A 22,707-nucleotide genomic window follows, 5' to 3' on the forward strand; every position below is an offset into this window, starting at 1 on the left:
TCCTTTACCTACCCCTTTAACACTAGCTTCCTAAAGAACCCCGGATACCTAGCGAGAAGGCCAGCGACTTCGAGCTTAGTAAGGTTTGCCGCTGTAACACGCTTCAATACTTCTATTGGGGCACTCAAGTAGAGTTCTCTCCTCTCAGCAGGTGAAGAGTTCTCCAGATACCTAATAATCCGCAACTGAATGTCAATATTAAATATTAAGCCATATTCTTCTAGAGACTTTCTGTACGGCTTACCATTTCTAAGTGAATCATACAGAGCCCTCGCCGACAAAAATCCGGGCCTTATCCCCTCGCCAGTAAGAGGCATCACTGCCCCTATGGCTTCACCTACAGCAAAATCTCCATTGCCTGGCAAACGTAAGCCTCCAGCAGCAATAGGAGACCCCTTCAAAGAAACAATCTCTGCACCAATCTGCCTCGCCAAGAAGAGTACCCTGTCTCTGAGAAAATCATAATCTGCAAAGCCGCCTGCCCCAATATGGATGAGTCCGTCTCTTCCAGGGAAAACCCAGCCATAGCCCACTAGGTCTAAAAAGAAAAAGATCTTGATTCGGTCTCTCTCTATGTTTGCCCTTGCCTCTGCCTGTAATGCAAGCGCCTTTCTCCCCTTGTATACAGGGTGCCCCCTCGCGTCAACCACTAGTCTGCAATCAATTAGCTTCCTGGGATCCACACCTCGATGTACAATATTTGCCCCCTCAAGTAGCTGCTTGAGGAGCAGTTCTTTATCCACAATGTAGCCTAGGACATCCCCCTTATACTCGTGTATAAGGCTGTTCTCCAGGAATATCTCGTATCCTCTAATTTTCTCGAGAATAGTTTCCTCTGGTAGCTTCATAAAATCATCAATAGAGTAAGGTATCCCCCATCCGCACGGCTTACTAGCCAGCCTCCCATTAACCTCGAAGACGGTTACATCTGTTTCTTCTTCGCTTAAAAGCCGAGCCAGGTATGCACCAGAGGGGCCAGCGCCAACGATGCAGGCTTTTTCGGACATATTTTTCTGCAAGGACACTAGAGACTATTCAAGGTTTTCTCTAGTTCCTCGATCGTAAGCTTGCTAAATTGAAGGATGGCTTGGACTTTGTCGGGCTTCAAGAGAGTTATTATAGCGTCTTGATATAGGCCCTTTACAAGCGGTCCATAGCTCGCAGTGATTTTTCCATTTTTTCTGAGCCACTCCTCAATTTTACCCATGCAGCCTTCTTCTACAGCTAGAAGATAGGTTTTGCTTGATGCACAGACAAGGCTAGTGTTTTTTACACATGTCATCTTTATCCTATCACTTCTTTGAAGAGGTAAGATATAAATCAGTTTGTTCTGAGAAAAGAAGAGTAACAGTTTTTATTAAAATAAGCTTAGCGTGCGGCCCTTGAAAACGCTATTGCACCAGGCAAAAAATTCTGTCGTAGCCTCAAAAATGGGCAGAGAACAGATAGAGGCAACAGTATTCAGGCAAACAATCACTAGAATTATCCTACTTGCCAGTATCTTTGTTAGCGCTACTGCTTTAGCGGGCTTGTCGTTAACAATTTCTACTAGCTAAAATCTCAAGAATATAGAGTCAAATGAAGCAGACCTATCTCATCTACGGCATCTTAGCAGTCATAATAAGCATAGTAATTTATTTCTTCCTAACAGGTTACACTCGCAGCATAGACCCAACAGAGAAACTTGTAACAGCGCAGAAAGCCATATTCTCTTCAAAGGGCTGGGCCTTCCGGGAAGAAATAAACTTCACCTCAACAAGGCTCATAATTACTGGTAACGTTGATCTCGAGCACAACATCCTGAACACGACCATGGTGAAGCTTGAAAACGGCTTTCCATCGTTAACCTTGACTTTTGCAAATAGGACTGGAACATATGCAAATATTGAGGGGGGATGGATAAAAATAGGTGAGGGATGGGCACCAGAACAGACGATACTTTACAAATTGTTTACCCTTGCAACAGAGTCTAGCAGTAAAACGTATAGAACTTATGACACGTCCAACCATATATTCTTCGAGGACAACTGTTCCAGTAGTTGCAAGGACTTGTTCAATACTCTTGAAAGCCTAGCATCCTCCAAGGGTATACAGCCCGAGAAGTACATAGGAATAGTAAGAATCGAAAAAGAAAGAGTCAAGACAATATATTTAGAATTCCTAGGCGGTAAAACGACTATTTGCTCTCTCATCTATAGCATCGAGAGTATAAAAAGCTGAAAACGCGGAATTATTCAAAATTTATGCGGAATTCAAAACCGTACTTTTGGAAGCCAAGCTTTTCATACCACTCGTGTAACGCTTCACGGCCAAACCTACTCGTCGCTATCATTTTGTAGCATCCCTGTTTCTTTGCAAGCTCTATAGCTTCCAGGACTAGTTGTTTTCCAATCCCCCTGCCTCTGAAATCCTCCTTCACGTAGACGTCTTCAAGAAGCGCATAGGGCCTCTCGTGGAGATCGTTTTTAATGAGGTAGACATAGCAGTGCCCAACTTCCTCGCCATCAATCTTTAGAGAGAGTCTGAAACCCTTGCTATTTATTGGCTGTGCGTCTATGGAGGCCATCCTTTCTTCCCGGCTTGTTTTCTTTCTATATATTTCTTCTTACTCGTTTTGCATGTCTATTGTTGTCTCCAAGATGTCTGTTCCATATTCGAGGATTCTCCTGTAGCTTCCAATGATGCTTCTAATCGTTGACACTTCTTCTGGGTGTTCCTGGGACAGCTTCCTGAATATTTCATTTTCAAAACTCTTTATCTCGACAGCATCCACGTCTAGTAGCTTGTTTGCGGTATCTTTATCACGGCCCATGAATGCCGAGAGAGCCGCCTTCACAAACTGTGCAGTTTTGTCGGACAATGCTACTAGGTCTTTAGCTATCCCCTTCTTGTCCTTTAGTTCTTCTATTGTTAAGGCTATAGAGACTGCGCGGTCCCCTATTCTTTCGAGGTTCTTTAAAACCATTGCATAGTGCAACACCTCATGAGGTCTCTGGAGCCCGATTTCTTCCAGGCTTATTATGCCTCTAAGCCCCGTGTGAAGTTGCCGAAGCCCGTATAGATAAAGTTTGTCAATAATGTCGTCTCGGGAAGAAATATCGCTAGGCAAGATTTTTTCATTGTTCTCGAGGGCGAGTCTCACGTCTGACAACATGCTGAGGGAAACATCGAGCATTTTCATAAGTATTGAAGAAATAGGTAGATCCTCTACGTTGACAAGGATCTGTAGAACCATTTCCCTGGAATCCTCATGAAGAATCTCTACGCCTATAAGCTTCCTGGTAATGATGTCTCGAATCGCTTTCTTAAACTCCAGGTCCTCACTGGGAAACACAACCTTGATAGTCTTATAGCCAGTAAGGTACTTCGACATAATCTCCCTCAGGACAGAGCCCTGGCTCATTCCCTTTTTGACCCGTATCTCTGTAGATGCTAGTGGCTCAGGCCTCTTAGTACTGGGGAAAAGCCTTATTGAACCATCGCTTTCAAGGGATAAAACCACGAGGCTTCCCTTATCTATGTTCATTTTTTCTGCCCACTCCTTGGGTATAGACACTATGAACGTCGAGCCCCCTGTCAGCTGTACCCTTCTAACGATTTTATTTGTTGCCATTTCACTCAATAAAGACTCTATAAATTTATATTTATATTTTTTCATACATAAATGCGAGAACCAATACCTTGCCCTACAATAGACTGATAAAACTGTTCAAATTATTCTTATACAAAACTAGAATATGTATTTTTACGAGGTGAAGATTCATTTAATAGCGATGTTACTAGAACTAAAAGGGAGTGGAACCCAAGGCTACCTATCAATTTTATTGGGACAATTTTTCCCTTTACATACTATAAACTTACCACATTTAGAAGTTTCGCAAATCCTCAATACTTACTGATAAAAGAACTACAATGAATGTATGATTTCCCGTATTAAGAAAAGGTATTAAGGATTGTATATATGATTTTTTGTATATCTATATTCAGAGATACATGACGAGCATAAACTCAAAGCTAGGTTTTAGAAAGAAAAGTCTCTGGGTATACCATTTCAACTCGGGTGGATGTAATGGATGCGACATTGAATTTGTCGCTTCACTAACACCAAGATTTGACCTAGAAAGATATGGAGTCCAATTGGTTCCAAGCCCCAGACACGCAGACGTACTAGTTGTCACTGGCCCAGTTACTAAAAACTCCGAGGGTGCCTTAAAGACTATTTATGACCAAATTCCCGAGCCAAAAATTGTAATAGCCTTTGGAACATGTGCATGTAGCGGAGGAGTATTTAACAATTGTTACAATATTCTCGGAGGCGCCGACAAAGTTGTCCCCGTAGATATCAAGGTTCCGGGTTGTCCACCAAAACCTGAGGCCCTCGTAGAACTTCTAAAGAAATTGACCTTGGGTGACTAGCACATGAGTGGGAAAATCCAAAGCAAAATGTTTGTAGAGCCAGGCACAATTTTAGATATTCTAAAAAAGGAAGTAGACAATGGATTCAACCACCTTGTTACAGTAACAGCTGTTGATCTAAAGGAAAGTATCGAGCTAATATACCACCTAAGCGACCTAAAGGGCAACATAAAGCACGTGTCAACAAGGATTCCTAGGGATAAACCCGAAATAGCAACCGTCACGACCCTTATTCCTGGGGCAGACTTTTATGAACGAGAAATAACTGACTTATTTGGCATATCATTTTATGGGAAGCAGACTACTACTGGTCGGTTTATTTTACCAGAATGTTACCCACCCGGTTCTCCCCCACCATTGTTAAAGAATGTCGATTCAAATCAAGTGAAAGATACTTTAGCCAAACAGGAGACCTGCGAATTCAAAGCTACAACTTTGCATGCACCATTATCGCCTGAAAGCGTCGTCGTCCCGGTTGGACCATATCATCCCGCCTTTAAGGAGCCAGAATACTTTAGCCTCGTCACAGACGGAGAAAGAATAGTCAAGGCATTTTTAAGGATAGGCTTTGTCCACAGGGGAATCGAGAAGGCAGCCGAGACTCGTAGCTATCTTAGGGACATTTTCCTGCTAGAAAGGGTATGCGGGATATGCAGTGCCTCGCATTCTTGGTGCTTTGTCGAAGCCGTTGAAAAACTACTCGGCGTAGAGCCACCTAGCAGGGCAACCTATCTCAGGACAATAGTTGCAGAACTAGAAAGAATACACTCTCACTCCTTGTGGCTAGGTCTAGTAGGCTACTGGATAGGCTTCGAATCCATGTTTATGTGGGTTTGGGGCATACGTGAAGAAATAATGAATCTAATGGAAGAGATTTCTGGGAATCGTGTCCATAAGTCATTTGTGACTATTGGAGGTGTCAGGCGTGACGTCAGCGATTCTCTATTGAGAAAGATACAGGAGAGAACAAAGGAATTTGGCAAACAGTTCGAAAATCTTTTGGACACACTGGTAAGTTCGGAGGAAGTTATAGAGAGGACAAAGGGTATAGGAAAATATGACATAGAGGTTGCGAGAAAGTTCTGCACAGTGGGGCCCGTGAGGAGAGCCGCTGGCGAATTATTTGACGTAAGGAAGCTTGAACCGTACGGTGCTTATACCGAAGTCGACTTCGAGGTGCCTACCGAGGAAGAGGGAGATGTATACAGCTTGATCAAGATACGTGTTAAGGAGGTTCTTGAGTCTATCAACATAATCCACCAATTGATCGAGAAAATGCCCTCTGGGAATCCTGTGCCATCGCGATACTTTATGGGTACAGTTCCAGAGGGCGAAGCATATGGTAGGATTGAGGCACCAAGGGGCGAGCTATTCTACTATGTAAAGGCAAATAATACACATAATCCTTACCGGGTCAAGATTAGAACACCTACACTTGCAAATATACAGCTCGTGGCTAATATTCTCGAGGGATACTCAATATCAGACTTCCCCGTAATCGTGACCAGTATAGACCCATGCTTCAGTTGTATGGACAGGGTAACGGTTATCAACAGTTCAACAGGGGAAAAGACCGTTCTACCAGTAAAACTATTGAAAGAAAAAAGGAGAAGGTGATTTAAATGAACAAGTTGAGGGCAAGACTTGAGATAATTACATCTGCCATTAGGAACCTTCTGTCGACACCTATCACCCAGCCCCTTGCTACAAGCCTCCAGGATCAGCAAGTGAGGGGTATACCCATGCTTGATAGCGAGAAATGCCTAGGATGCGGTTTGTGTGCAAGGTCTTGTCCACCCGGAGCCATAACGATGGTTCCTGGAGGTAAGAAGGTAATCGCTGGGAAAGAAGTCCAAAGAAATATTCCAAGCTTCAATTATTATCAATGCATATACTGTGGGTTATGTGCTGATGTTTGCCCGGGAAAAGCCATAACAATGGTCAAGAAGCAACCAGTAGAAATCATCTCTTTATCCCTTGTGGCTATACCTATTACGGATATTGAAGCCCTTAAGGTTCTTTTTGCGTTTATCTCTCTCTTGTTCTTGAATTTCCTTATCTACTGGATTTCAGGAAAAATTGCACCGAAAGGAAAACATTCCAGCAAGGCAGAAGAACCGTTTACAGGAGGTGTTGCTACAAAACTTCCAGTATATAGATACCACATAGACGAGCTCTACATATTCATTGTGCTATTTACGATGTTAGAGGTTGCCTCCTTCATATTGATACTGGAGAGTTCTTTAAGTAGCACGTTTTTCTTGTCCTTATTATTCCTGGCCTATTTACTCATTTTGACTCTTAATCTACTTCACAGGGGTGTTGAAAAATGACGAGCCTTCTTGATGAAGTGTTTACTGTCCTGGTTTTCCCGGGTTTCATCTTTTCAGTAGTTATGGCCTTCTGGTTTGAATATCTAGAGCGCAAGATAACTGCACGCGTCCAAAAAAGAGTTGGACCACTGATTACTGGGCCCAGGGGACTTCTTCAGCCCTTCATAGACGTAGTAAAGTTGCTCTTTAAGGAAGAAATTGTTCCCAAAGGAACAGATATCTTCGCTTTCCGCATTGCTCCGGTTCTCGCAGTTACAATACCAGTGTTTGGAATGTGTTTCATACCGATAATTTCATGGAAAACACCACTTTCGTTTCAAGCCGACTTCCTGCTTGTCTTCCTGCTTTTAGCTCTAAGTCTCCTAAACGTTGCTTTAACTGGATACTCCGTTCTCAGCCCATACACCTCTATGGGTGTCGGTCGGCTCCTGGTTCAGTACTCAATGTACGAGGGCATTTTTCTCTTATCACTTATCTCTGCCATGATCCAGACCCAGACAATAAGCTTTGAAGGTCTACTTAGGTACCAATCTATAAAAGGGCCGTTGATACTTTATCAGCCAATAAGCTTTGTCTGTGCATTGCTTGCATTGCTTGCAAAACTCGAGAAAAGGCCTTTCGACCTGCCACATGCAAAACAAGAAATAGTTGCAGGATGGGAAACAGAGCTCAGCGGAAGAGGTCTCGCATTTATTCGGCTCTATACAGATTTGAGCATGGTTTGGGGCATATCCCTACTAGTAATAGTCTTTCTTGGCGGTCCACTTGGCCCCGGCTTTAATTCATTGATGCCCGTTGCTGGATTTACTTGGTTTGCAATAAAAGCGCTTGGTCTCACTATCTTGCTCACAGTTATTAGCGCGTCTACCGGAAGAATAAGAGTCTATGGATTGGCGGACATTTTCTGGGAAAGGCTATATCCCTTGCTTCTTGTTCAGCTCTTGATTTCCTATTTTTTGAGGTGGTTGTAAAATGATGGAACTAGTATTCGCGTTTTTCGGGACAATTTTCATAATAGGTGGCTTGCTCAGTAAAAGGATAACACCAGCATTACTGCTCTTGGCTCTTGGGACAACATTTGTAGCTCTCGCTATCGGTCTCCTAGTCAATACAACGGCTGGCTTACTTGTGTCAACTGTTTTTGCAGGTGCATTGGTAGCGTTAATGGCGCTATGGCTAATAATAGCAGAAGAGGAAACGACTAGAGCAGACCCAATCAATGTTTTATCTTTGGTCTTTATGGTCTTGCTCTGGTTTGCTCTAATGGTATTCATAGCCTTCAAATATCACCCAACGAGAAACCCATACCTCTACATAAGAAACATGACCGAAACAGATCTTGAGCTTGTTTTTCTAGCTATGTTGGTTTCTGTTACGGGCGCTCTTTACCTTTTGAGAGGTGATAAACATGAATGAACAATTAATCCTCATAGGGCTAGGTGGAGTACTAGCCGTCTCGGGACTCTGTATTGTTGCCGCTACAAGAAACCTTATTAAAATAGCGATGGGCATGCAGGCCATCATCCTAGGCTCACTCTTGATTACTGCCGTAGCTTTAAACAGTTTGCCAGAACCAAACGTCGATCCAGTTCTTCTAGTGACCTCTGTATGTGCTGCATCGGAGACAGTTTCGCTCTCAATACTCTATTTGGCTAGAGAAAAACACAGAACGATTGATCCTCAAAAAATCTCTAAGTTAAAGGGGTGAGATGAATGAATCCATTGTACGTTCCAGTGTTGCTTTTCGCTGGGAGCCTCTTTAATCTGATAGTGGGTCGTTTATCAAGAAAACTATGTGAGGCAGTATCGGTTCTCATCACGGGTTTAGCTGCTGTTCTGTCTATTTACTTTTTCCTGTGTCCCATCGAAAACGGCTCGTTCCTGCCGATATATACTGATGGTATTTCTCGCTTAATGCTCCTAGTAGTCAACTCTCTGGGCGCACTTATAACACTTTACAGTGTTGGCTACATGGCTAATGATACGGGCTACACGAGGTACTATACCCTGATTCTTCTCTTCATAGGCTCCATGTCTTGGCTTGTCTTAACCAGGGACCTAGTCCAGCTATACATATTCTGGGAAATGGTTGGTGTATGTAGCGCTTTACTCATTGCTTTTTGGTGGGAAAAGCCTGAAGCCAGGAGAGCCGGCCTCAAAGCCTTTACTGTTACGAGAATAGGGGATATCGGTTTGTTGCTGGCTATAGCCTTAGCTGTTTGGCAGCTAAATACTACGGACATTTCTCAGCTCATAACTGCCCTCTCCAGTAATCAAGATCTTTCCGTACTCTTCTGCACCTTACTCTTTGTCGCCGCTATTGGTAAGTCTGCACAGTTTCCACTGTTTGTCTGGTTGCCTGACGCAATGGAGGGTCCAACATCTGTAAGTGCACTTATCCACGCAGCCACGATGGTAAAGGCGGGCGTCTACCTCATAGCCAGATTCTACCCAGTAATCCAGCTAATCCCAGAAGTCCAGCACACAATTTCAACGATAGCTCTCATAACAATATTTATCTCTGCTATAGCCGCTCTCGGAGCATTCGATATCAAAAAGGTTCTAGCATATAGCACGATCAATCATCTGGCACTCATGTTTCTCGCGCTCGGAGCAGGCTCGCTAACCGCCGCAATATTCCATCTGTTTTCTCACTCACTCTTTAAGGCTCTTCTATTCCTCACTGCCGGCATAATTATACATGAGACTGGGACCAGAAGCCTGGACGAAGTTTCTGGGCTGTGGGCAAGCGGCCTCAAGATTTTGGGAATAGCGTTCTTTGTTGGGGCATTAAGCCTGGCAGGGATACCTCCACTTTCAGGATTCGTCACAAAAGAAATGGTGCTAGAATCAATGGAACACTTGTTCCCAGAGGAGACAGTAAACTTGTTATCATTCATTATATGTCTCCTTTCATCGCTCTACATATTCAGGCTTTTCTTCAGGCTTTTCGTAGGGCATTCGACTCGGCATCTACATGAGAACATAGACACTATGGTTGTAGCTGTAAGCGTCCTCATCCTATTGACACTGATGGCAACAGTCCTTATTTACCCAATTTCTAGCATTATTGGTCTAAACATAGGAGAACTCAAAGTCAACCTCTATGCGCTAACTGGAACCTTCTTAGGGCTCTTGATAGCCTACCTCGTGTGGTGCACGAATAAATTCACTATGCTAAGAGTTTCCCTAAAGCCCTCTGGCAGAATAGCTGACCAAGCATTCTATATAGATAGGCTATACACGTTTATAGCAAAGAAAGCCCTGAACATATTGTCGGAGCTATCTACAAGCCTACAAACAGGGAACCCATCAGTCAATACTCTTTGGCTTATAAGTCTGCTTCTTATCCTACTCATATTTATCTTAGGGGTGATTTAAAATGGAGGAACAATTAATCCAGTACTCATTTTACGGAGTATTTGCAGTACTACTCACAGGTTTTGCACCTCGGAAAGTATCCCGCTATCTTTCAACACTACTATCCATAGGTACTTTACTTGTAGTGTCTATCATCAGTATCGAAGCAAAGGGGATAGCTGGCATCGTAGGACTCGTCTCATCAACTATCGGGATAGCAAGCATACTTTCCGCCCATGAGCTTGTAGAGGAAAACATCTCTCTACACGATGCATTAATTGTTTCAATCGCATCCCTGCTTCCAATCCTGCTTCTGAGCGATGACTTGGTAAGGATGTTTATTGCTTGGGAAACAATAAGCATTTCTATCGTTCTTCTCACGGCCTTCCACAGGGACGAGGAAAGCTCTGAAGCTGCACTCAAATATCTAACGCTCTGCGGAGTGGCGTCTCTAATTGCCCTTCTCGGTATAAGCCTAGTCTACTTTGAAACAGGCAGTCTTGTCGCCGGGAAAGTTGCAGAAGCCAGTTTACTAGCAAAAATCCTCATCCTGATCGGCTTTGGAGCAGAAGCAGCACTCTTTCCACTTCACTTTTGGCTACCCGATGCGCACATGGCGGCACCTGCTCCAGGAAGCGCTGTTCTATCTGGAATCGCCATAGAAACAGCATGCTTGCTTGTATACAGGTTGCTAGGAAGAGATCCAACCATTGCTGGCATAGTCATACCCCTAGCAGTTGTAGGCGCATTTGTTGGAAACTTCAGTGCTTATAGACAAGTAGACATGAAGAGGTTACTGGCCTACAGCTCTATAGCAAATGTAAGCTACATAATGCTGGGGCTTTTCTCGATGAACAAACTGGCACAATCCTTTGCCGTTCTACACGTAGCTGCCCATGGATTCCTTAAGGCTGGCCTGTTTATTCTCTCAGGGCTCCTACTAGCCGAGAGCGGAACAAGAAGGCTTGACTTACTACTAGGATCACTTAGTTCTAGACCCCTCCTAAAAACGATATTTATACTCGCGGCTCTAGGTTTAACAGGCGCACCGCCCACGCTGACGTTCTGGAGCGAACTATACCTTATTGTTGGTCTATCACAGGCCTCATGGATCCTAGCCATTCTCCTAGCATTGGCAATAATAACATCCTTTGGCTACTACTTTGCACTTATATACAATCTAAGCATCAAATCGACCCCTCAAACACAAACAAGTATAACCTCTAAGAGAAAATTCCCCTTATCGAAACTATCAATAATTCTCTTAGTACTGTCTAGCGTGGCTTTGTTCTTTTTCTATCAGAACTTGTTAAGCTTTCTTGGATAACTATTGCATAAAAAGTCTAACAAGATTTCGTCATAAGACAAATAGGCTTTTTATATATATAGAATCTCAGATATAATTTTATCATGCAAAATCTTTTAAGCATTCTTTAACAGATTTTAAGAGGGTCTTATGCTCTCGGATTCAGGAACAATTGCTCTAACCCTCCTCCTGGGAATTATAGCCGGGACGCTAGTTATAGTCTTGGCGTTTCTCTTAGAAAAAGGCCCAGAGGGAACATTTAAAAGAAAAAGATACGAGGCGGGAAACCCCCCTAAGGGAGAAGCAAAAACAAGGCTCCCCTTCCAGTACTATGGTTATCTCCTGCTTTATCTGTCGCTCGAGCCCCTCGTGGCATTCCTATTTCTGTACTCATATATGCCATTGGAGACACTAACTAGATCCGCTATTGTGCTAATAATTATTCTCGCAATGTTTCTCCCTGTTTTAGCTTGGGGGCTCAAATCTGCTGAAGAAATCCATAGGTGGGAAATATGAGCTGTCCCTTTGGCTTTGTAATGGTTGGCAGGCTTGAAGAATCAGCAAGAAAAGCTACCAAGTGGCTTGTCGAAAAAACACCTATAAGGTCTCTAAGGGACTGGGCAATAACGTTCAGTTTATGGCCAGTCCACTTCACTACGTCTTGTTGCGGTGCAGAATTTGCTGCCGCCTCGGCTCCAAGATACGACGCTGAGAGATTCGGCTTTTTGCCATTCAACTCGCCTAGACAAACCAATCTTATGGTAGTCGAGGGAACATTAACAAAGAAAATGGGTGAAGCGGCCAAGATCGTATATGACCAGATGCCCTGGCCCAAGTTTGTGATCGCTATGGGAGCATGTGCAATTGACGGGGGCCTCTTTTATAACAGCTACAATATAGTGAGACCTAAAGATATCCTCCCAGTAGAATATTATATCCCTGGTTGCCCACCGAGACCCGAAGCAGTAGCACAGGCAATAATAATGTTACAGGAAAAGGTGAGGAAGGGTGAATGGAGAAAAGCCTAGCTGGCTTATAGAAATGTTTTCAAAGCTTTCAGAGCTAGGAATAAAGCTCGAGGAAGCCAAGAATGTATTGAAAATGGAAGTTTCCCCTGAATCTCTACGGGAAGCCGCCAAGATACTCATTCAATATGGCTATGATCATTTGGCATCAATAAGCGGCGTTGATTGGCCCACAAAGGGAACCATTGAAGTTATCTATTTTGCCGAGAGCTACGAGCCAGAAAAAAGAGGCATCCTCATCGAGTTAAAAACTGCCACAAGCCGGGAGAATCCTAAGCTCCCCTCACTTATAGACCTGTGGCCAAACGCTCTGCTCTTGGAGCGTGAAACATGGGAAATGTTTGGAGTTGTATTTGAGGGGAACCCAGACCTCCGCAGGCTTCTCTTGCCTCCCGACTGGTCTGGTCCCCCACCTCTAAGAAAAGACTACAAGGTAGTAGAGGAGGGTATATATGTTGAGTATGAGTAGCGAGTTTGTCTCTTCAAGGCTACTCTTCAAGGAGGGCGACGAGAGCACATACGAGCTCTTCATTGGTCCACAGCACCCATCCTCTGGACACATGAGGTTCATTGTGAGACTTAAAGGGGACATAATCGTCTCGGTAGACCCCGACATAGGCTATGTCCACAGGACAATGGAAAAGCTAGCAGAGGGACGGGAAGCAATCAAAGCTATACCCCTACTGGAAAGGCTCACTATAATCGACTCACATAATGCCACCGTTGCCCTGGTAACTGCCCTCGAGAGACTGCTCGACGCAGAGCCACCTCCCAGAGCTCTCTACTTGAGAACTCTCCTCTCAGAGATAAATCGTATTGCAAGCCACCTCTATGGAATGGGAATAGCAGGGATAATGCTAAACCACTCGACAATGTTCATGTGGGCGTTCGGGGATCGTGAGGTCTGGATACAGCTGGCAGAAGAGCTGACTGGCGCCAGGCTTACGCATACGTATAGCATACCGGGGGGAGTAAGAAGAGATCTTCCACAGGGTTTCAAAGAGAAATTCGAAAAGGCGGCGCGCTACATGGAGAAGAGGTTGCAGGAATACATGAAAATATTTCTCCTCAACCCCCAGATCGCGTCCAGGTACGAAGGAGTCGGAATCCTAAAGAAGAGCGAGGCGCAAAGACTTGGCATAGTCGGCCCCAACCTCAGGGCAAGCGGTGTCAAGTACGACGCGAGGCTCGCAGATGACTATGGGGCATACAAGGAACTAGAATTCGAGGTGCCAGTAAGGGAGGAAGGCGACTGTATGGCTAGGATGCTCGTGAGAGTAGAAGAGATCAAGCAGAGCCTATCCATTATCAGGCAGGTTCTAGAAAAGATGCCAAGTGGACCCATATTTGCAGAGAAATACTTGAAGCTCCTGCCGCCAAAGACGCGTGAACAAGTTCTCAAAACCGGCCACGTTAAATTCCCAGGGCTTTTTGCATCCCTAAAATTGCCGGCTGGAGAAGCAGTGGCCAGGGCAGAGATGGGCCACGGAGAAATATTCTACCACATAGTAAGCGACGGTTCTACAAAGCCCTATCGCTTGAGGGTTGTTACGCCATCGTTTAGAAACGTGATACTTTTCCGCTACCTGCCGCCCGGGCACAGGTTTATGGATTTCCCAGCTATATATGGGAGTCTGGATTACTTCCCACCAGAAGCAGATAGGTGAGAACTATGGATATAATTGGTTTTATAGTCAAGTTGTTTTTGTCCCCCCAGGTATTTGCGCCCATAGTGTTTCCAGGACTCCTTACAGCCCTCGTTGTCCTACTGATAATAATCTGGGCCGAGAGGAAAATCGCTGCCAGGATACAGATGCGTGTAGGGCCCTTATATGTGACACGCCACCTGGGAGGAGTGCTCCAGATGCTTGCCGATGGAACAAGGTACATGTTCCAAGAATTCATTGTACCCGAAACAGCGGACAGGATACCATTTATTGTTGCGCCAATCCTAGCATTGACCTTGGCGATACTTCCATTTGCATTTATACCCTCAGCTCCTGGGTTCTCCCCTATATCTTCGCCCCTAACATTGCCCGCGGTTCTAGCTGTCATCTCTGCGATACCAATCTCTGTTTTGCTAATGGGATGGGCTTCTAATAACAAGTTCTCTATACAGGGAGCCGTAAGAGAGGCTTTTATGTCTCTAGGATACGAGGTCCCGCTCTTTATTTCCGCTATCTCTATGTCTATTCTGTATGGGACAATGAGCCTAGAAGAAATGGTGACTAAGCAATTTATTCCGGGGCTTATTCTTAACCCGATAGCGGCCTTTACTTTTCTAGTAAGCATGATTATGAGTGCAGGCAAACTGCCTTTCGACATAGTTGAGGGAGAACAAGAGATCGTAGCAGGTCCCTACGTTGAGTATACGGGCATAATTTTTGGGATAGGGATGGGTCTTGCATACCTAAAGCTCTACGCCCTGTCATTGATCTACACAATAATCTTTTTGTCAGGCTGGGAGCCTCTTCCCAAGCTACTCTATGATATCTATCCAGGCATAGCAGGCATATTCCTCTTTGTGAAGGCATTCCTCCTAATGCTCTTCATAGTGTTTCTAAGATCTGTATACGGGAGATATAGGCTTGACCAAGCTTTGAAGATAGGTTGGCGTGTATACTTTGTTATGTCTATTGTTTCCCTCATACTTTCGTTGGGGGTAAGGGTGATCCTAAATGTCTAATCCAGTTAAGAATTTCCCCAGGCATATCGAAGCTATATGGACAGGGCTAAAGTACCTCGTAAAGCCCAACAGAATGACTGTATACTATCCTGAATACTTTGTTGAGCCTCCAGAAGGCTACAGGGGGTTAATAAGGTACTATCCAGACAAATGTATACAATGCGGTCTATGCGCAATGGTTTGCCCAGCAGGCGCAATGAAGATGTACGTTAAGAAGGGAGAAAAGAAGGGAAGACCAGGAGTGAACTATCAGAGATGCATATTCTGCGGCTTCTGCGTTGACATTTGTCCACAGGACGCACTCGAAATGACAAAGATCCATGACGTTGCATTTGAAAGGTTTGAGGATCTTGTCTTCCCGCCAGAGAAAATGGCTCTTGAGCCTGTTTCTCCAGCACTAAAGATGGGGGCTAAAAAGGTTAAACCTGTATTTGATGAAGAGAGGGGGTTGAGGCATGAGTCTGCCTGAATTCAGCCTTGTGTATGTTCTAGCCGCCGGCACGGTAGCGGTAATAGCGGCAATTCTATCTGTAAAAGCACGGGAAGACTTCTACTCAGCAATCCTGCTTGGAATCGTGGGCCTAGCCATAGCATCTTTAATTGCGCTTTTAGGCTTCCCATATGTCGGGATATTCCAGGCACTGGTATATGTAGGGGCAACTGTCATGTTTGTGATTATGGGTGTCGTTTTTATTGGTAGAGGGATGGTTTCGGAGAAGAAAATGATTCTTCCAGCTGTCCTAGTAGCTGTCCTGGGATTTTTCTCGGTGCTACAGATACTAGTCTCGCCACTTGCTCAGCAGGTAACTACTGTGAATACTGCCCTCAGTCTAGAAGGGCTATTGAAAGTTTTCTCAGAGAATTTGCTTGCATTCTTCTACTTGTCTCTCTCGCTTCTTGCTCTCTTGTTAGCTGGCATATCAATAGCTAGGGGTGAGACAAATGAATGACTTGATTTTTCTAGTAGTCTCCTCAATGCTCTTCAGCATAGGTCTGGTAGGTGCTGTCATCCATAGAAGTGCGGTCAGAGTGATGATTTCTTTAGAGATAATGTTCAACGGAGTCCTACTGGCGCTATTAACTCTTTCTAAGTACTTTAATCCTCTGGGCGGAAGCATCCTGGCCCTCTATGCGATCGCTTTGAGCTCTGTAGAGGTGGGGCTCCTTATTTCTGTATTTATCCTCCTGTATAGGAGGAGTAAAAGTCTGGATGTTTATGAAATAGTTGGTTTGGGTGAGTAAAAATGAGTGAAATACCATTATTATGGGCAACACTGTTGGCTCCACTTTTAGCATCCATTTTGTCTCTATTCATCAAGGAAAAGAAGAGCCTTGCCATTCTAAATTCAGCGGCACTAGGTTTTTCCGCAATTGTTCTTCTTTATCTCTATACCAGCAAAGGCACAACCTGGATGGATCCAGTCAGTTTCAGCATAGGCGGTCTCGGAACATTTGCACTCGTAATTGACCCCACGGTCTTCCTGGTAGCATTCAGCATAGCGGTTACAACTTCTGTGATAGCTCTATACAGCCTGCCATACATGGATCACAGGTTTGAAGAACTGCACCACGAGGGGGTATCTGCGCCCGGCTGGGGCTCCTACTACTTCCTCTACACATTGTTCGCCCTAGCAATGATGGGCACCGTGATGTCAACAAACATAGTCGAGTTCTATATATTCCTAGAGCTCACACTTATACCAAGCTTCCTACTGATAGCCTTCTATGGCTACGGAGAGAGACTAAAAATAGCCATAATGTATCTTTTATGGACACATGTAGGTGCCCTACTATTCCTCATCGGTGCACTAAGCGTTGGACAAAAGATAGGCTTCGACTTCATTACACAGGGAGGCTTTAGAATAGGTGCCGCAAACAACCTTGTGGGACTAGAATACGCCTTCTGGCTAATGATTCTAGGTCTCTCAGTTAAGCTTGCGGCCGTCGGCGTCCACATGTGGCTACCATACGCCCACGCCGAAGCACCTACACCGATATCTGCACTTCTAAGCCCCAACCTGATTGGTCTAGGAGGAGCAATGATGTTTAGGATCGTATACACCCTATTCCCGCAAATGTTTGCATCAGCCTCCCCAATACTTACAGCGTGGGCAGTCATAACAATGACTTACGGTGGACTAATGGCGCTCAGCCAGACAGACTTTAAGAGGTTGCTCGCCTACAGCAGTATCTCGCAAATGGGATACCTCCTACTTGGACTAGCCTCTGTAAACGCCTACGGCATAGCTGGAACATTCCTCCACTACATGGTCCACGCTTACGGAAAAGCAATCCTCTTCGCCGTAGCAGGCATCCTTATAGCAACATACCACGGTCTAAGAGACATAACGAAGATGGGTGGACTAGCCGCAAAAATGCCCTATACAGCTTCACTTGCATTACTAGGCTTCATGCACATCACCGGAATACCGCCGACCCTAGGCATCTGGAGCGAATACCTAATAGTTAGAGGAGCAGTAGCACAGGCACTACAAAACGGCTCAACATGGTATATCCTTCTAGCAGTAGGGCTCCTCATAGCAATAGGCCTATCAACTGCATATGCATTTGTAACAATGAGAAGAATCTTCTATGGCCCACTCAAAGTCCAGGAAGCTAGAGAAGCCAGCGCGTCGCTCTGGGGACCATTACTAGTCTTCGCACTCCTCGGCATACTCTTCTTCCTATTTGCCTCTCTTCTCATAGATCCCCTCTTAAGCTTCCTGAAAACGTTCCCGCTAGGTGCATAAACATGGAGAGCCTGCTACTGCTTGCTTGGCTTTCACCATTCATTGGAACCCTCCTCATACTATTATTTAAGAGCGCCTCCTGGAAGATAAAATCACTCCTAGGCATACTATCCATCCTTGTCTCTGCACTCGTATCTAGCTATGCCGCTTATCTATTCCTAACTGAGGGAGAATCCATACACATAAGTTATCCCTGGGTGAAAAGCCTAAACGTTTCTCTGGGAGCATTCTTTGACGGCCTCTCTACAGTTATGGCCCTAGTGGTTTCATGGCTAAGCTTCCTGATAGCTGTCTACAGCTACGAATACATGAAGGGAGAAGTAGGCGAAACACGGTACTGGCTCTTCTTCACATTCTTTGTTGGAAGCATGATGCTACTCGTACTCTCAGACAACATGATAAGCATGTTTATAGGCTGGGAGGGAACAGGGCTTGCAAGCTACGCCCTCATCGGGCACTGGTTTACAGACGAAGAAGAAAGATGGGTCGGCGAACCCGGCAGAAGAGCACTAGGCGTCCCAATGTGGTCTGAACCAAGCCACTCAAGCCTCAGAGCAATAGTTTTTACAAGGCTAGGAGACGTTGGAATGGTCATAGGAATAGCGACCCTACACACATTGGCCGGGACCACTCTATTGTCCGGACTCCTTGACGCCCAATGGGCAACACAGCTACTAAGCAAAGGCGTGTTACCCGTGTTTCTCTGGCTACTTTTCCTCGGAGCCCTAGCGAAAAGCGCACAGTTCCCGTTCCACGAATGGCTCGTCACAGCAATGACTGGCCCAACGTCGGTAAGCGCGCTGATACACGCTGCAACAATGGTAAAGGCGGGTGTATACTTTGCGCTCAGGTTTTCACCCTTCCTTGTAGCCGCATACATCGTACTCCAGGGCGGCATCGGCTCCACAATAATTGAAGAGTTCCTCGTTGGCCTTGCAGTGATAGGCGCATTCACAGCCTTCATGATGGCTACAATGGCAATCGTCAGCAGAGAGCTCAAACTCGTACTAGCCTTCTCTACAGCCAGCCAGCTTGGCTACATGTTCCTCGGCGTTGCCGTGGGAACACTGGTCGGGGGCGCTGTTGGGGGTCTCTATGCAGGTATGTCACACCTAATGAGTCATGCCGTGTTCAAGGCGGCCCTATTCCTGGGCGCCGGAGCAGTGATTCACGCTGTCCACTCTAGGTTTATTGACGACATGGGCGGATTAGCCAAAGAGATGCCCATTACAGCCACAGCATTTGTGCTAGCTTCCCTGAGCCTTGCTGGTGTACCACCCTTCCTAGGATTCTGGACGAAGGACGAGATAATACACCTGTCTTCAGAGACAGGCCTCATAGTGCCCACATTCTTAGCAGTAATAACTGCCTGGATAACAGCGTCTTATACAGCCCGAATGATTTCAAGAGTATTCTTTGGCCATTCCCACCACAAAGCACACGAAGTCAGCCCAGTAATGTTTACCCCGTACCTCGTCTTGGGTCTAGCAAGCATAGGAATCGGAGCAATATGGCCCTCGATTTCTGGCAGCTTTGAAAAAATGCTTGAACACACCTTGGGAGGTGAAAACTCTGTCCATATGCTTGAAGGTCACATACCTGGAACATTTGAAGCCACAATTATCCTTGTCCTCCTCCTATTTCTCTCAGTATTCTACATCTACAGCATAGCAAAGAAACAGCCCTACTATTACATCTCTAAGAGCCCCATTCTAATGAAGCTTCACAGTTTCCTCTTTGACAGGTGGTATATCAATGCACTGTACTATAGGACTATAGTTGATGGATTCAAGGAAACGTCCAAGGCCCTCTACAAATACTTAGATACACTTATAGTCGACAACTTCTACCACAAAGCCATACCTAAATTATTCCAGCAACTAGTCAATGTGACTTCAATATACATAGAACACACATGGGACCGTATCCTGCATCACTACCTCGTAGAGGGCTTTAAAGGCTTATGGAGGATATTCAAGCAACTGCAAACTGACAAGGTGTCAAGCTACTTACTCTATCTCTGGCTAGGATTGTCCCTAATCCTGGTATCCATGTACATTTTAGGGTGGTTCCCATGATGTTGGAAGCCATATACCTCGATATAGCTCTACTAGTACTAACCGCAATAATAGCCCCGTATTTAAGGAAACAGCCGAAGATACTCTATGTCTTAGCATCACTCGCCCTAGCTTTCACCTTACTCGTAAGCCTAGAGGAATCATTATCAGGCACAATAGCCACAGGAGAAATGGTCACCGACTGGTTTACCTCCCTCATACTAACCATTGTCCTCGCAGACATCCTCGTCGTAATAGCCTCATCATTCCAAGCCCTCAACCTGTCCCCCGAGGGCCCATCCTTTATAGCGACACTACTATTAGGCATAACTGGCCTCATAGGCCTCTCCCATGCAGGAACAATACTCATGCTCCTCGTCTCATGGATACTTGTCTCTGTGACAAGCTACGCTATGATTGCACTCATGAAAGACAAGTACTCAGCATCTGGAGCAACAAAATACGGGTTAATGAGCCTAGCCTCCTCAATGCTCCTCCTATTATCACTAACCTTCGTAACAACACAGGACCCAAAACTATCAATCACTCCGTTAAGTTCTCCACCCATAATAGTGGCGGTAGCTACCCTAGCTTTTTCCGCAGCTGCTTTTGGCTTTAAAGCTGGAATATTCCCCTTCCATGGCTGGCTACCAGACACCTATGGCATATCAGATCCATACCCAGTAGCAGTGGTGGCTGCAATCTCAAAAGCCGCAGTTATACTTGCATTCTACAAACTCGCAATTCTGATAGCCCCTATCGTTTCGTCCCATTGGCTAACGCTCCTCGGAATACTCTCCGTCCTCACAATGACTTATGGAAACATAACTGCCCTCCTACAGAAAGGCTTCCAGGGCATCCTTGCCTATAGTAGCATAGCACATGCAGGATACATCCTAATAGGTATCGCGGCGCTCTCCTTACCGGATCCGCATCTACGGTACCTCGCCATGCTAGGACTACTCATGCAACTAGTAACCTACTCCTTTGCCAAGACCGGCCTCTTTCTGCTAGCAAAACTAATTAGACAAAAAGAAAGTCCCCCGCTCAAACTTGAACACCTAAACGGCCTATCAAGGGTAGATGGTTCTCTAGCCGCTTCTTCATTAATACTCGTCCTAAGCCTAATGGGTATGCCCCCACTCGTAGGTTTCTGGGGCAAATTGTTCCTATTCTTCTCTGTCGTGGGGCCAGCTACATGGCTAACCGCTATAGCCCTCATCAACACTGGAATCGCCGCCGCTTACTACGCTAGGATAATAAAAGCCATGTACTTCGAGCCAGGAAGTCCAAACCTCTCAAAAGATAGAGGACTCAAAGTAGCAGTAATTATTTCAGCCATAATCTCACTATTAGCAGGCTTTATACCGATCTTCCTCCCGATACAATAGAATTTATACAAAAAATTCCTAGATATTTCTGAATTTTTTTCTCTTTTTGAAAAGAAAAACATTTTATTCTACAGCCTTGGAACCCTATATGCACAGAGAAGAAACAATCGAGGAATTCGAAAAACAATTCAACGAGTTGAGAAACAAGGGCGTAAAATTCTACGAAGTAGCTGTGCAAGACCTATATGGACACATACGTGGCCGCATACTAAAGCCAGAAAAACCTGAAGACGTCCTAAAGGGATACCGCGTAGATGCATACAGCATAGGCTTCTTACCTATAGAAGATTCAGACGCGATGCTTGTTCCCGACCCTACAACACTCAAAGTCTACAGGACAAGAATGGGTCTTACAGCTTTCCTCATGGGAGATCTCTACAAAGACGGCAAACCATTAGACATTTCTCCGAGGACTCTACTCAGAGAGTTTTCCCGTTCGAAAAACTACAAGGTCTTGATGGGAGCCGAGCTTGAATTCTACCTGACAAAAAACCATAGACCAATAGACGACGGCTCATACATGTATCTCTCCCCCTACTCAAACAATTCAGACTTTTTGGCCGAGGTAATCATCCGAGCAGAAGAAGCCGGCGTAGCAATCTCTGCTACACACCACGAAGTGGGACCCAGCCAATACGAGATTCTCCCAAAAGCACGAACACCTCTCGAGTTGGCAGATGAAGTGGTATTTCTAAAGAAGCTCCTATGGGAAACAGCTTACGAGAAAGGCTTGGAGGCAACCTTTATGCCTAAACCCTTTAAAGGCTTGCCGGGGAACGGTCTACACATTCACGTCTCCGTTCATAACGGAGAAAGAAATATTGCAATAGAAGAAGGCGAAATTACTGAAACAGGAAAGAGGGTTGTAGGGGGTCTGCTCTCTTATTCTTCCACATTCGCTCTACTCACCAACCCCACTGTTAACTCCTATAAGAGGCTGGCCCCTGGATTCGAGGCTCCAGTCTATATTTCTTGGGGGAGAGGAAACAGGACTACAATGATCCGGCTACCCGTGGGCCTAAAGGGGCTCTCGGGCACAATCGAGTACCGTCTACCAGACCCCGCTGGAAACATTTATCTCAAGATACTCTCTGTCCTATACTCAACAGTGAAAGGACTAGAAGAAAATCTAACCCCGCCACCAGAAAGCAATGAAAATGTTTTCGAAAAAAATGGTCTACCAAGAGTCCCTCAAAGCCTGGGAGAAGCAATAAACATTGCACAAAAAAGCCCAAGTCTTCCTAGAGACCTAAAAAAACTAACAGAGAAAATGGTAGAACTGAAAACAAAGGAATGGGACACATACTCCAGAATAGCTGGAAACCAAAACCCTCAGGAGATTACAGACTGGGAAATAAAAGAATATTTTTTCCTGTAAAGAAT

26 protein-coding genes are annotated in these 22,707 nt (G+C 45.0%); 22 read left to right on the top strand and 4 right to left on the bottom strand.

Annotation, left to right across the window (positions count from 1 at the left end; translation table 11 throughout):
- Positions 1-8: 8 nt before the first annotated feature.
- Both N186_RS06320 and N186_RS06325 read right to left on the bottom strand, forming a co-directional pair.
- A complete protein-coding gene (locus N186_RS06320) occupies positions 9-1,007 on the bottom strand; it encodes an NAD(P)/FAD-dependent oxidoreductase (RefSeq protein ID WP_020962949.1) in 999 nt (332 codons plus the stop codon).
- 17 nt (positions 1,008-1,024) lie between these two features.
- Positions 1,025-1,282, bottom strand: coding sequence for a hypothetical protein (locus tag N186_RS06325; protein ID WP_020962950.1), 258 nt, complete (start codon positions 1,280-1,282; stop codon positions 1,025-1,027).
- 100 nt (positions 1,283-1,382) lie between these two features.
- Between N186_RS06325 and N186_RS09740 the strand changes: the two genes are divergently transcribed.
- A complete protein-coding gene (locus N186_RS09740; protein WP_020962951.1) occupies positions 1,383-1,556 on the top strand; it encodes a hypothetical protein in 174 nt (57 codons plus the stop codon).
- Positions 1,557-1,578: 22 nt separating this feature from the next.
- Positions 1,579-2,220: a hypothetical protein gene (locus N186_RS06330; RefSeq protein WP_020962952.1), complete on the top strand. Its 642-nt coding sequence runs from the start codon at positions 1,579-1,581 to the stop codon at positions 2,218-2,220.
- 10 nt (positions 2,221-2,230) lie between these two features.
- Here N186_RS06330 and N186_RS06335 read toward each other — a convergent pair whose 3' ends face one another.
- On the bottom strand, positions 2,231-2,566 hold the full coding sequence (locus N186_RS06335) for a GNAT family N-acetyltransferase (protein ID WP_020962953.1): 336 nt from the start codon (positions 2,564-2,566) through the stop codon (positions 2,231-2,233).
- 39 nt (positions 2,567-2,605) lie between these two features.
- Positions 2,606-3,613, bottom strand: a complete 1,008-nt coding sequence (locus tag N186_RS06340) for a phosphate uptake regulator PhoU (RefSeq protein WP_020962954.1) — start codon at positions 3,611-3,613, stop codon at positions 2,606-2,608.
- Between the two features lie 380 nt (positions 3,614-3,993).
- On the opposite strand from N186_RS06340, the gene N186_RS06345 reads away from it, so the two are divergent.
- From N186_RS06345 to N186_RS06440, 20 genes are all read left to right on the top strand, one after another.
- Positions 3,994-4,416 carry an NADH-quinone oxidoreductase subunit B family protein gene (locus tag N186_RS06345; protein WP_020962955.1) on the top strand — a complete coding sequence of 141 codons (423 nt, stop codon included), beginning with the start codon at positions 3,994-3,996 and terminating at the stop codon, positions 4,414-4,416.
- Between the two features lie 3 nt (positions 4,417-4,419).
- On the top strand, positions 4,420-6,033 hold the full coding sequence (locus N186_RS06350; RefSeq protein ID WP_020962956.1) for an NADH-quinone oxidoreductase subunit D-related protein: 1,614 nt from the start codon (positions 4,420-4,422) through the stop codon (positions 6,031-6,033).
- Positions 6,034-6,038: 5 nt separating this feature from the next.
- The gene (locus N186_RS09530; RefSeq protein ID WP_020962957.1) at positions 6,039-6,749 is read left to right on the top strand and encodes an ATP-binding protein; all 711 of its coding nucleotides are present in this window, start codon (positions 6,039-6,041) and stop codon (positions 6,747-6,749) included.
- On the top strand, positions 6,746-7,720 hold the full coding sequence (locus N186_RS06360; protein ID WP_020962958.1) for a complex I subunit 1/NuoH family protein: 975 nt from the start codon (positions 6,746-6,748) through the stop codon (positions 7,718-7,720). The genes N186_RS09530 and N186_RS06360 overlap by 4 nt, the downstream gene beginning before the upstream one ends.
- Position 7,721: 1 nt before the next feature.
- Positions 7,722-8,165, top strand: a complete 444-nt coding sequence (locus tag N186_RS06365; RefSeq protein ID WP_052885540.1) for a hypothetical protein — start codon at positions 7,722-7,724, stop codon at positions 8,163-8,165.
- Positions 8,158-8,457 (top strand): NADH-quinone oxidoreductase subunit K, encoded by a 300-nt coding sequence (locus N186_RS06370; protein WP_052885541.1) that lies wholly within the window; start codon positions 8,158-8,160, stop codon positions 8,455-8,457. The genes N186_RS06365 and N186_RS06370 overlap by 8 nt, the downstream gene beginning before the upstream one ends.
- A 5-nt stretch (positions 8,458-8,462) precedes the next feature.
- A complete protein-coding gene (locus tag N186_RS06375; protein WP_148682117.1) occupies positions 8,463-10,130 on the top strand; it encodes an NADH-quinone oxidoreductase subunit 5 family protein in 1,668 nt (555 codons plus the stop codon).
- Between the two features lies 1 nt (position 10,131).
- Complete coding sequence (locus tag N186_RS06380; protein WP_020962962.1) at positions 10,132-11,436, top strand: complex I subunit 5 family protein; 1,305 nt, start codon at positions 10,132-10,134, stop codon at positions 11,434-11,436.
- Positions 11,437-11,565: 129 nt separating this feature from the next.
- Positions 11,566-11,931, top strand: coding sequence for an NADH-quinone oxidoreductase subunit A (gene ndhC / locus N186_RS06385; RefSeq protein ID WP_020962963.1), 366 nt, complete (start codon positions 11,566-11,568; stop codon positions 11,929-11,931).
- Complete coding sequence (locus N186_RS06390; RefSeq protein ID WP_052885679.1) at positions 11,928-12,443, top strand: NADH-quinone oxidoreductase subunit B; 516 nt, start codon at positions 11,928-11,930, stop codon at positions 12,441-12,443. Before ndhC ends, N186_RS06390 begins: the two co-directional genes overlap by 4 nt.
- Complete coding sequence (locus N186_RS06395) at positions 12,424-12,909, top strand: NADH-quinone oxidoreductase subunit C (RefSeq protein WP_020962965.1); 486 nt, start codon at positions 12,424-12,426, stop codon at positions 12,907-12,909. The genes N186_RS06390 and N186_RS06395 overlap by 20 nt, the downstream gene beginning before the upstream one ends.
- Entirely contained in the window at positions 12,902-14,107 is a 1,206-nt protein-coding gene (locus tag N186_RS06400) for an NADH-quinone oxidoreductase subunit D (protein WP_020962966.1), read from the top strand. Before N186_RS06395 ends, N186_RS06400 begins: the two co-directional genes overlap by 8 nt.
- A gap of 5 nt (positions 14,108-14,112) precedes the next feature.
- On the top strand, positions 14,113-15,126 hold the full coding sequence (gene nuoH / locus N186_RS06405) for an NADH-quinone oxidoreductase subunit NuoH (RefSeq protein WP_052885680.1): 1,014 nt from the start codon (positions 14,113-14,115) through the stop codon (positions 15,124-15,126).
- Positions 15,119-15,595, top strand: coding sequence for a NuoI/complex I 23 kDa subunit family protein (locus tag N186_RS06410; RefSeq protein ID WP_020962968.1), 477 nt, complete (start codon positions 15,119-15,121; stop codon positions 15,593-15,595). The genes nuoH and N186_RS06410 overlap by 8 nt, the downstream gene beginning before the upstream one ends.
- Positions 15,582-16,076, top strand: a complete 495-nt coding sequence (locus N186_RS06415; RefSeq protein ID WP_020962969.1) for an NADH-quinone oxidoreductase subunit J family protein — start codon at positions 15,582-15,584, stop codon at positions 16,074-16,076. Before N186_RS06410 ends, N186_RS06415 begins: the two co-directional genes overlap by 14 nt.
- Positions 16,069-16,368 (top strand): NADH-quinone oxidoreductase subunit NuoK, encoded by a 300-nt coding sequence (nuoK, locus tag N186_RS06420; protein ID WP_020962970.1) that lies wholly within the window; start codon positions 16,069-16,071, stop codon positions 16,366-16,368. The genes N186_RS06415 and nuoK overlap by 8 nt, the downstream gene beginning before the upstream one ends.
- A gap of 2 nt (positions 16,369-16,370) precedes the next feature.
- On the top strand, positions 16,371-17,876 hold the full coding sequence (locus N186_RS06425; protein WP_020962971.1) for a complex I subunit 4 family protein: 1,506 nt from the start codon (positions 16,371-16,373) through the stop codon (positions 17,874-17,876).
- A gap of 2 nt (positions 17,877-17,878) precedes the next feature.
- Positions 17,879-19,954, top strand: coding sequence for an NADH-quinone oxidoreductase subunit 5 family protein (locus N186_RS06430; protein WP_020962972.1), 2,076 nt, complete (start codon positions 17,879-17,881; stop codon positions 19,952-19,954).
- On the top strand, positions 19,951-21,324 hold the full coding sequence (locus N186_RS06435; protein ID WP_020962973.1) for an NADH-quinone oxidoreductase subunit N: 1,374 nt from the start codon (positions 19,951-19,953) through the stop codon (positions 21,322-21,324). Before N186_RS06430 ends, N186_RS06435 begins: the two co-directional genes overlap by 4 nt.
- 88 nt (positions 21,325-21,412) lie before the next feature.
- Positions 21,413-22,702, top strand: coding sequence for a glutamine synthetase family protein (locus N186_RS06440; protein WP_020962974.1), 1,290 nt, complete (start codon positions 21,413-21,415; stop codon positions 22,700-22,702).
- Positions 22,703-22,707 lie beyond the last annotated feature (5 nt).

The organism is Thermofilum adornatum, from assembly GCF_000446015.1.
Classification (GTDB): domain Archaea; phylum Thermoproteota; class Thermoprotei; order Thermofilales; family Thermofilaceae; genus Thermofilum; species Thermofilum adornatum.

Excerpts from the sequence above, each read along its gene's own strand:
- N186_RS06345 (WP_020962955.1), top strand. The coding sequence starts at position 3,994 with ATGACGAGCATAAACTCAAAGCTAGGTTTTAGAAAGAAAAGTCTCTGG.
- N186_RS06370 (WP_052885541.1), top strand. The coding sequence starts at position 8,158 with ATGAATGAACAATTAATCCTCATAGGGCTAGGTGGAGTACTAGCCGTC.
- N186_RS06365 (WP_052885540.1), top strand. The coding sequence starts at position 7,722 with ATGATGGAACTAGTATTCGCGTTTTTCGGGACAATTTTCATAATAGGT.
- N186_RS06335 (WP_020962953.1), bottom strand. The coding sequence starts at position 2,566 with ATGGCCTCCATAGACGCACAGCCAATAAATAGCAAGGGTTTCAGACTC.
- N186_RS06325 (WP_020962950.1), bottom strand. The coding sequence starts at position 1,282 with ATGACATGTGTAAAAAACACTAGCCTTGTCTGTGCATCAAGCAAAACC.
- N186_RS06340 (WP_020962954.1), bottom strand. The coding sequence starts at position 3,613 with ATGGCAACAAATAAAATCGTTAGAAGGGTACAGCTGACAGGGGGCTCG.
- N186_RS06380 (WP_020962962.1), top strand. The coding sequence starts at position 10,132 with ATGGAGGAACAATTAATCCAGTACTCATTTTACGGAGTATTTGCAGTA.
- N186_RS06430 (WP_020962972.1), top strand. The coding sequence starts at position 17,879 with ATGGAGAGCCTGCTACTGCTTGCTTGGCTTTCACCATTCATTGGAACC.
- nuoK (WP_020962970.1), top strand. The coding sequence starts at position 16,069 with ATGAATGACTTGATTTTTCTAGTAGTCTCCTCAATGCTCTTCAGCATA.
- N186_RS06425 (WP_020962971.1), top strand. The coding sequence starts at position 16,371 with ATGAGTGAAATACCATTATTATGGGCAACACTGTTGGCTCCACTTTTA.
- N186_RS06410 (WP_020962968.1), top strand. The coding sequence starts at position 15,119 with ATGTCTAATCCAGTTAAGAATTTCCCCAGGCATATCGAAGCTATATGG.
- N186_RS06400 (WP_020962966.1), top strand. The coding sequence starts at position 12,902 with ATGAGTAGCGAGTTTGTCTCTTCAAGGCTACTCTTCAAGGAGGGCGAC.
- N186_RS06415 (WP_020962969.1), top strand. The coding sequence starts at position 15,582 with ATGAGTCTGCCTGAATTCAGCCTTGTGTATGTTCTAGCCGCCGGCACG.
- N186_RS06320 (WP_020962949.1), bottom strand. The coding sequence starts at position 1,007 with ATGTCCGAAAAAGCCTGCATCGTTGGCGCTGGCCCCTCTGGTGCATAC.
- ndhC (WP_020962963.1), top strand. The coding sequence starts at position 11,566 with ATGCTCTCGGATTCAGGAACAATTGCTCTAACCCTCCTCCTGGGAATT.
- N186_RS06375 (WP_148682117.1), top strand. The coding sequence starts at position 8,463 with ATGAATCCATTGTACGTTCCAGTGTTGCTTTTCGCTGGGAGCCTCTTT.
- N186_RS06330 (WP_020962952.1), top strand. The coding sequence starts at position 1,579 with ATGAAGCAGACCTATCTCATCTACGGCATCTTAGCAGTCATAATAAGC.
- N186_RS06350 (WP_020962956.1), top strand. The coding sequence starts at position 4,420 with ATGAGTGGGAAAATCCAAAGCAAAATGTTTGTAGAGCCAGGCACAATT.
- N186_RS06360 (WP_020962958.1), top strand. The coding sequence starts at position 6,746 with ATGACGAGCCTTCTTGATGAAGTGTTTACTGTCCTGGTTTTCCCGGGT.
- N186_RS09530 (WP_020962957.1), top strand. The coding sequence starts at position 6,039 with ATGAACAAGTTGAGGGCAAGACTTGAGATAATTACATCTGCCATTAGG.
- N186_RS06390 (WP_052885679.1), top strand. The coding sequence starts at position 11,928 with ATGAGCTGTCCCTTTGGCTTTGTAATGGTTGGCAGGCTTGAAGAATCA.
- N186_RS06435 (WP_020962973.1), top strand. The coding sequence starts at position 19,951 with ATGATGTTGGAAGCCATATACCTCGATATAGCTCTACTAGTACTAACC.
- nuoH (WP_052885680.1), top strand. The coding sequence starts at position 14,113 with ATGGATATAATTGGTTTTATAGTCAAGTTGTTTTTGTCCCCCCAGGTA.
- N186_RS06440 (WP_020962974.1), top strand. The coding sequence starts at position 21,413 with ATGCACAGAGAAGAAACAATCGAGGAATTCGAAAAACAATTCAACGAG.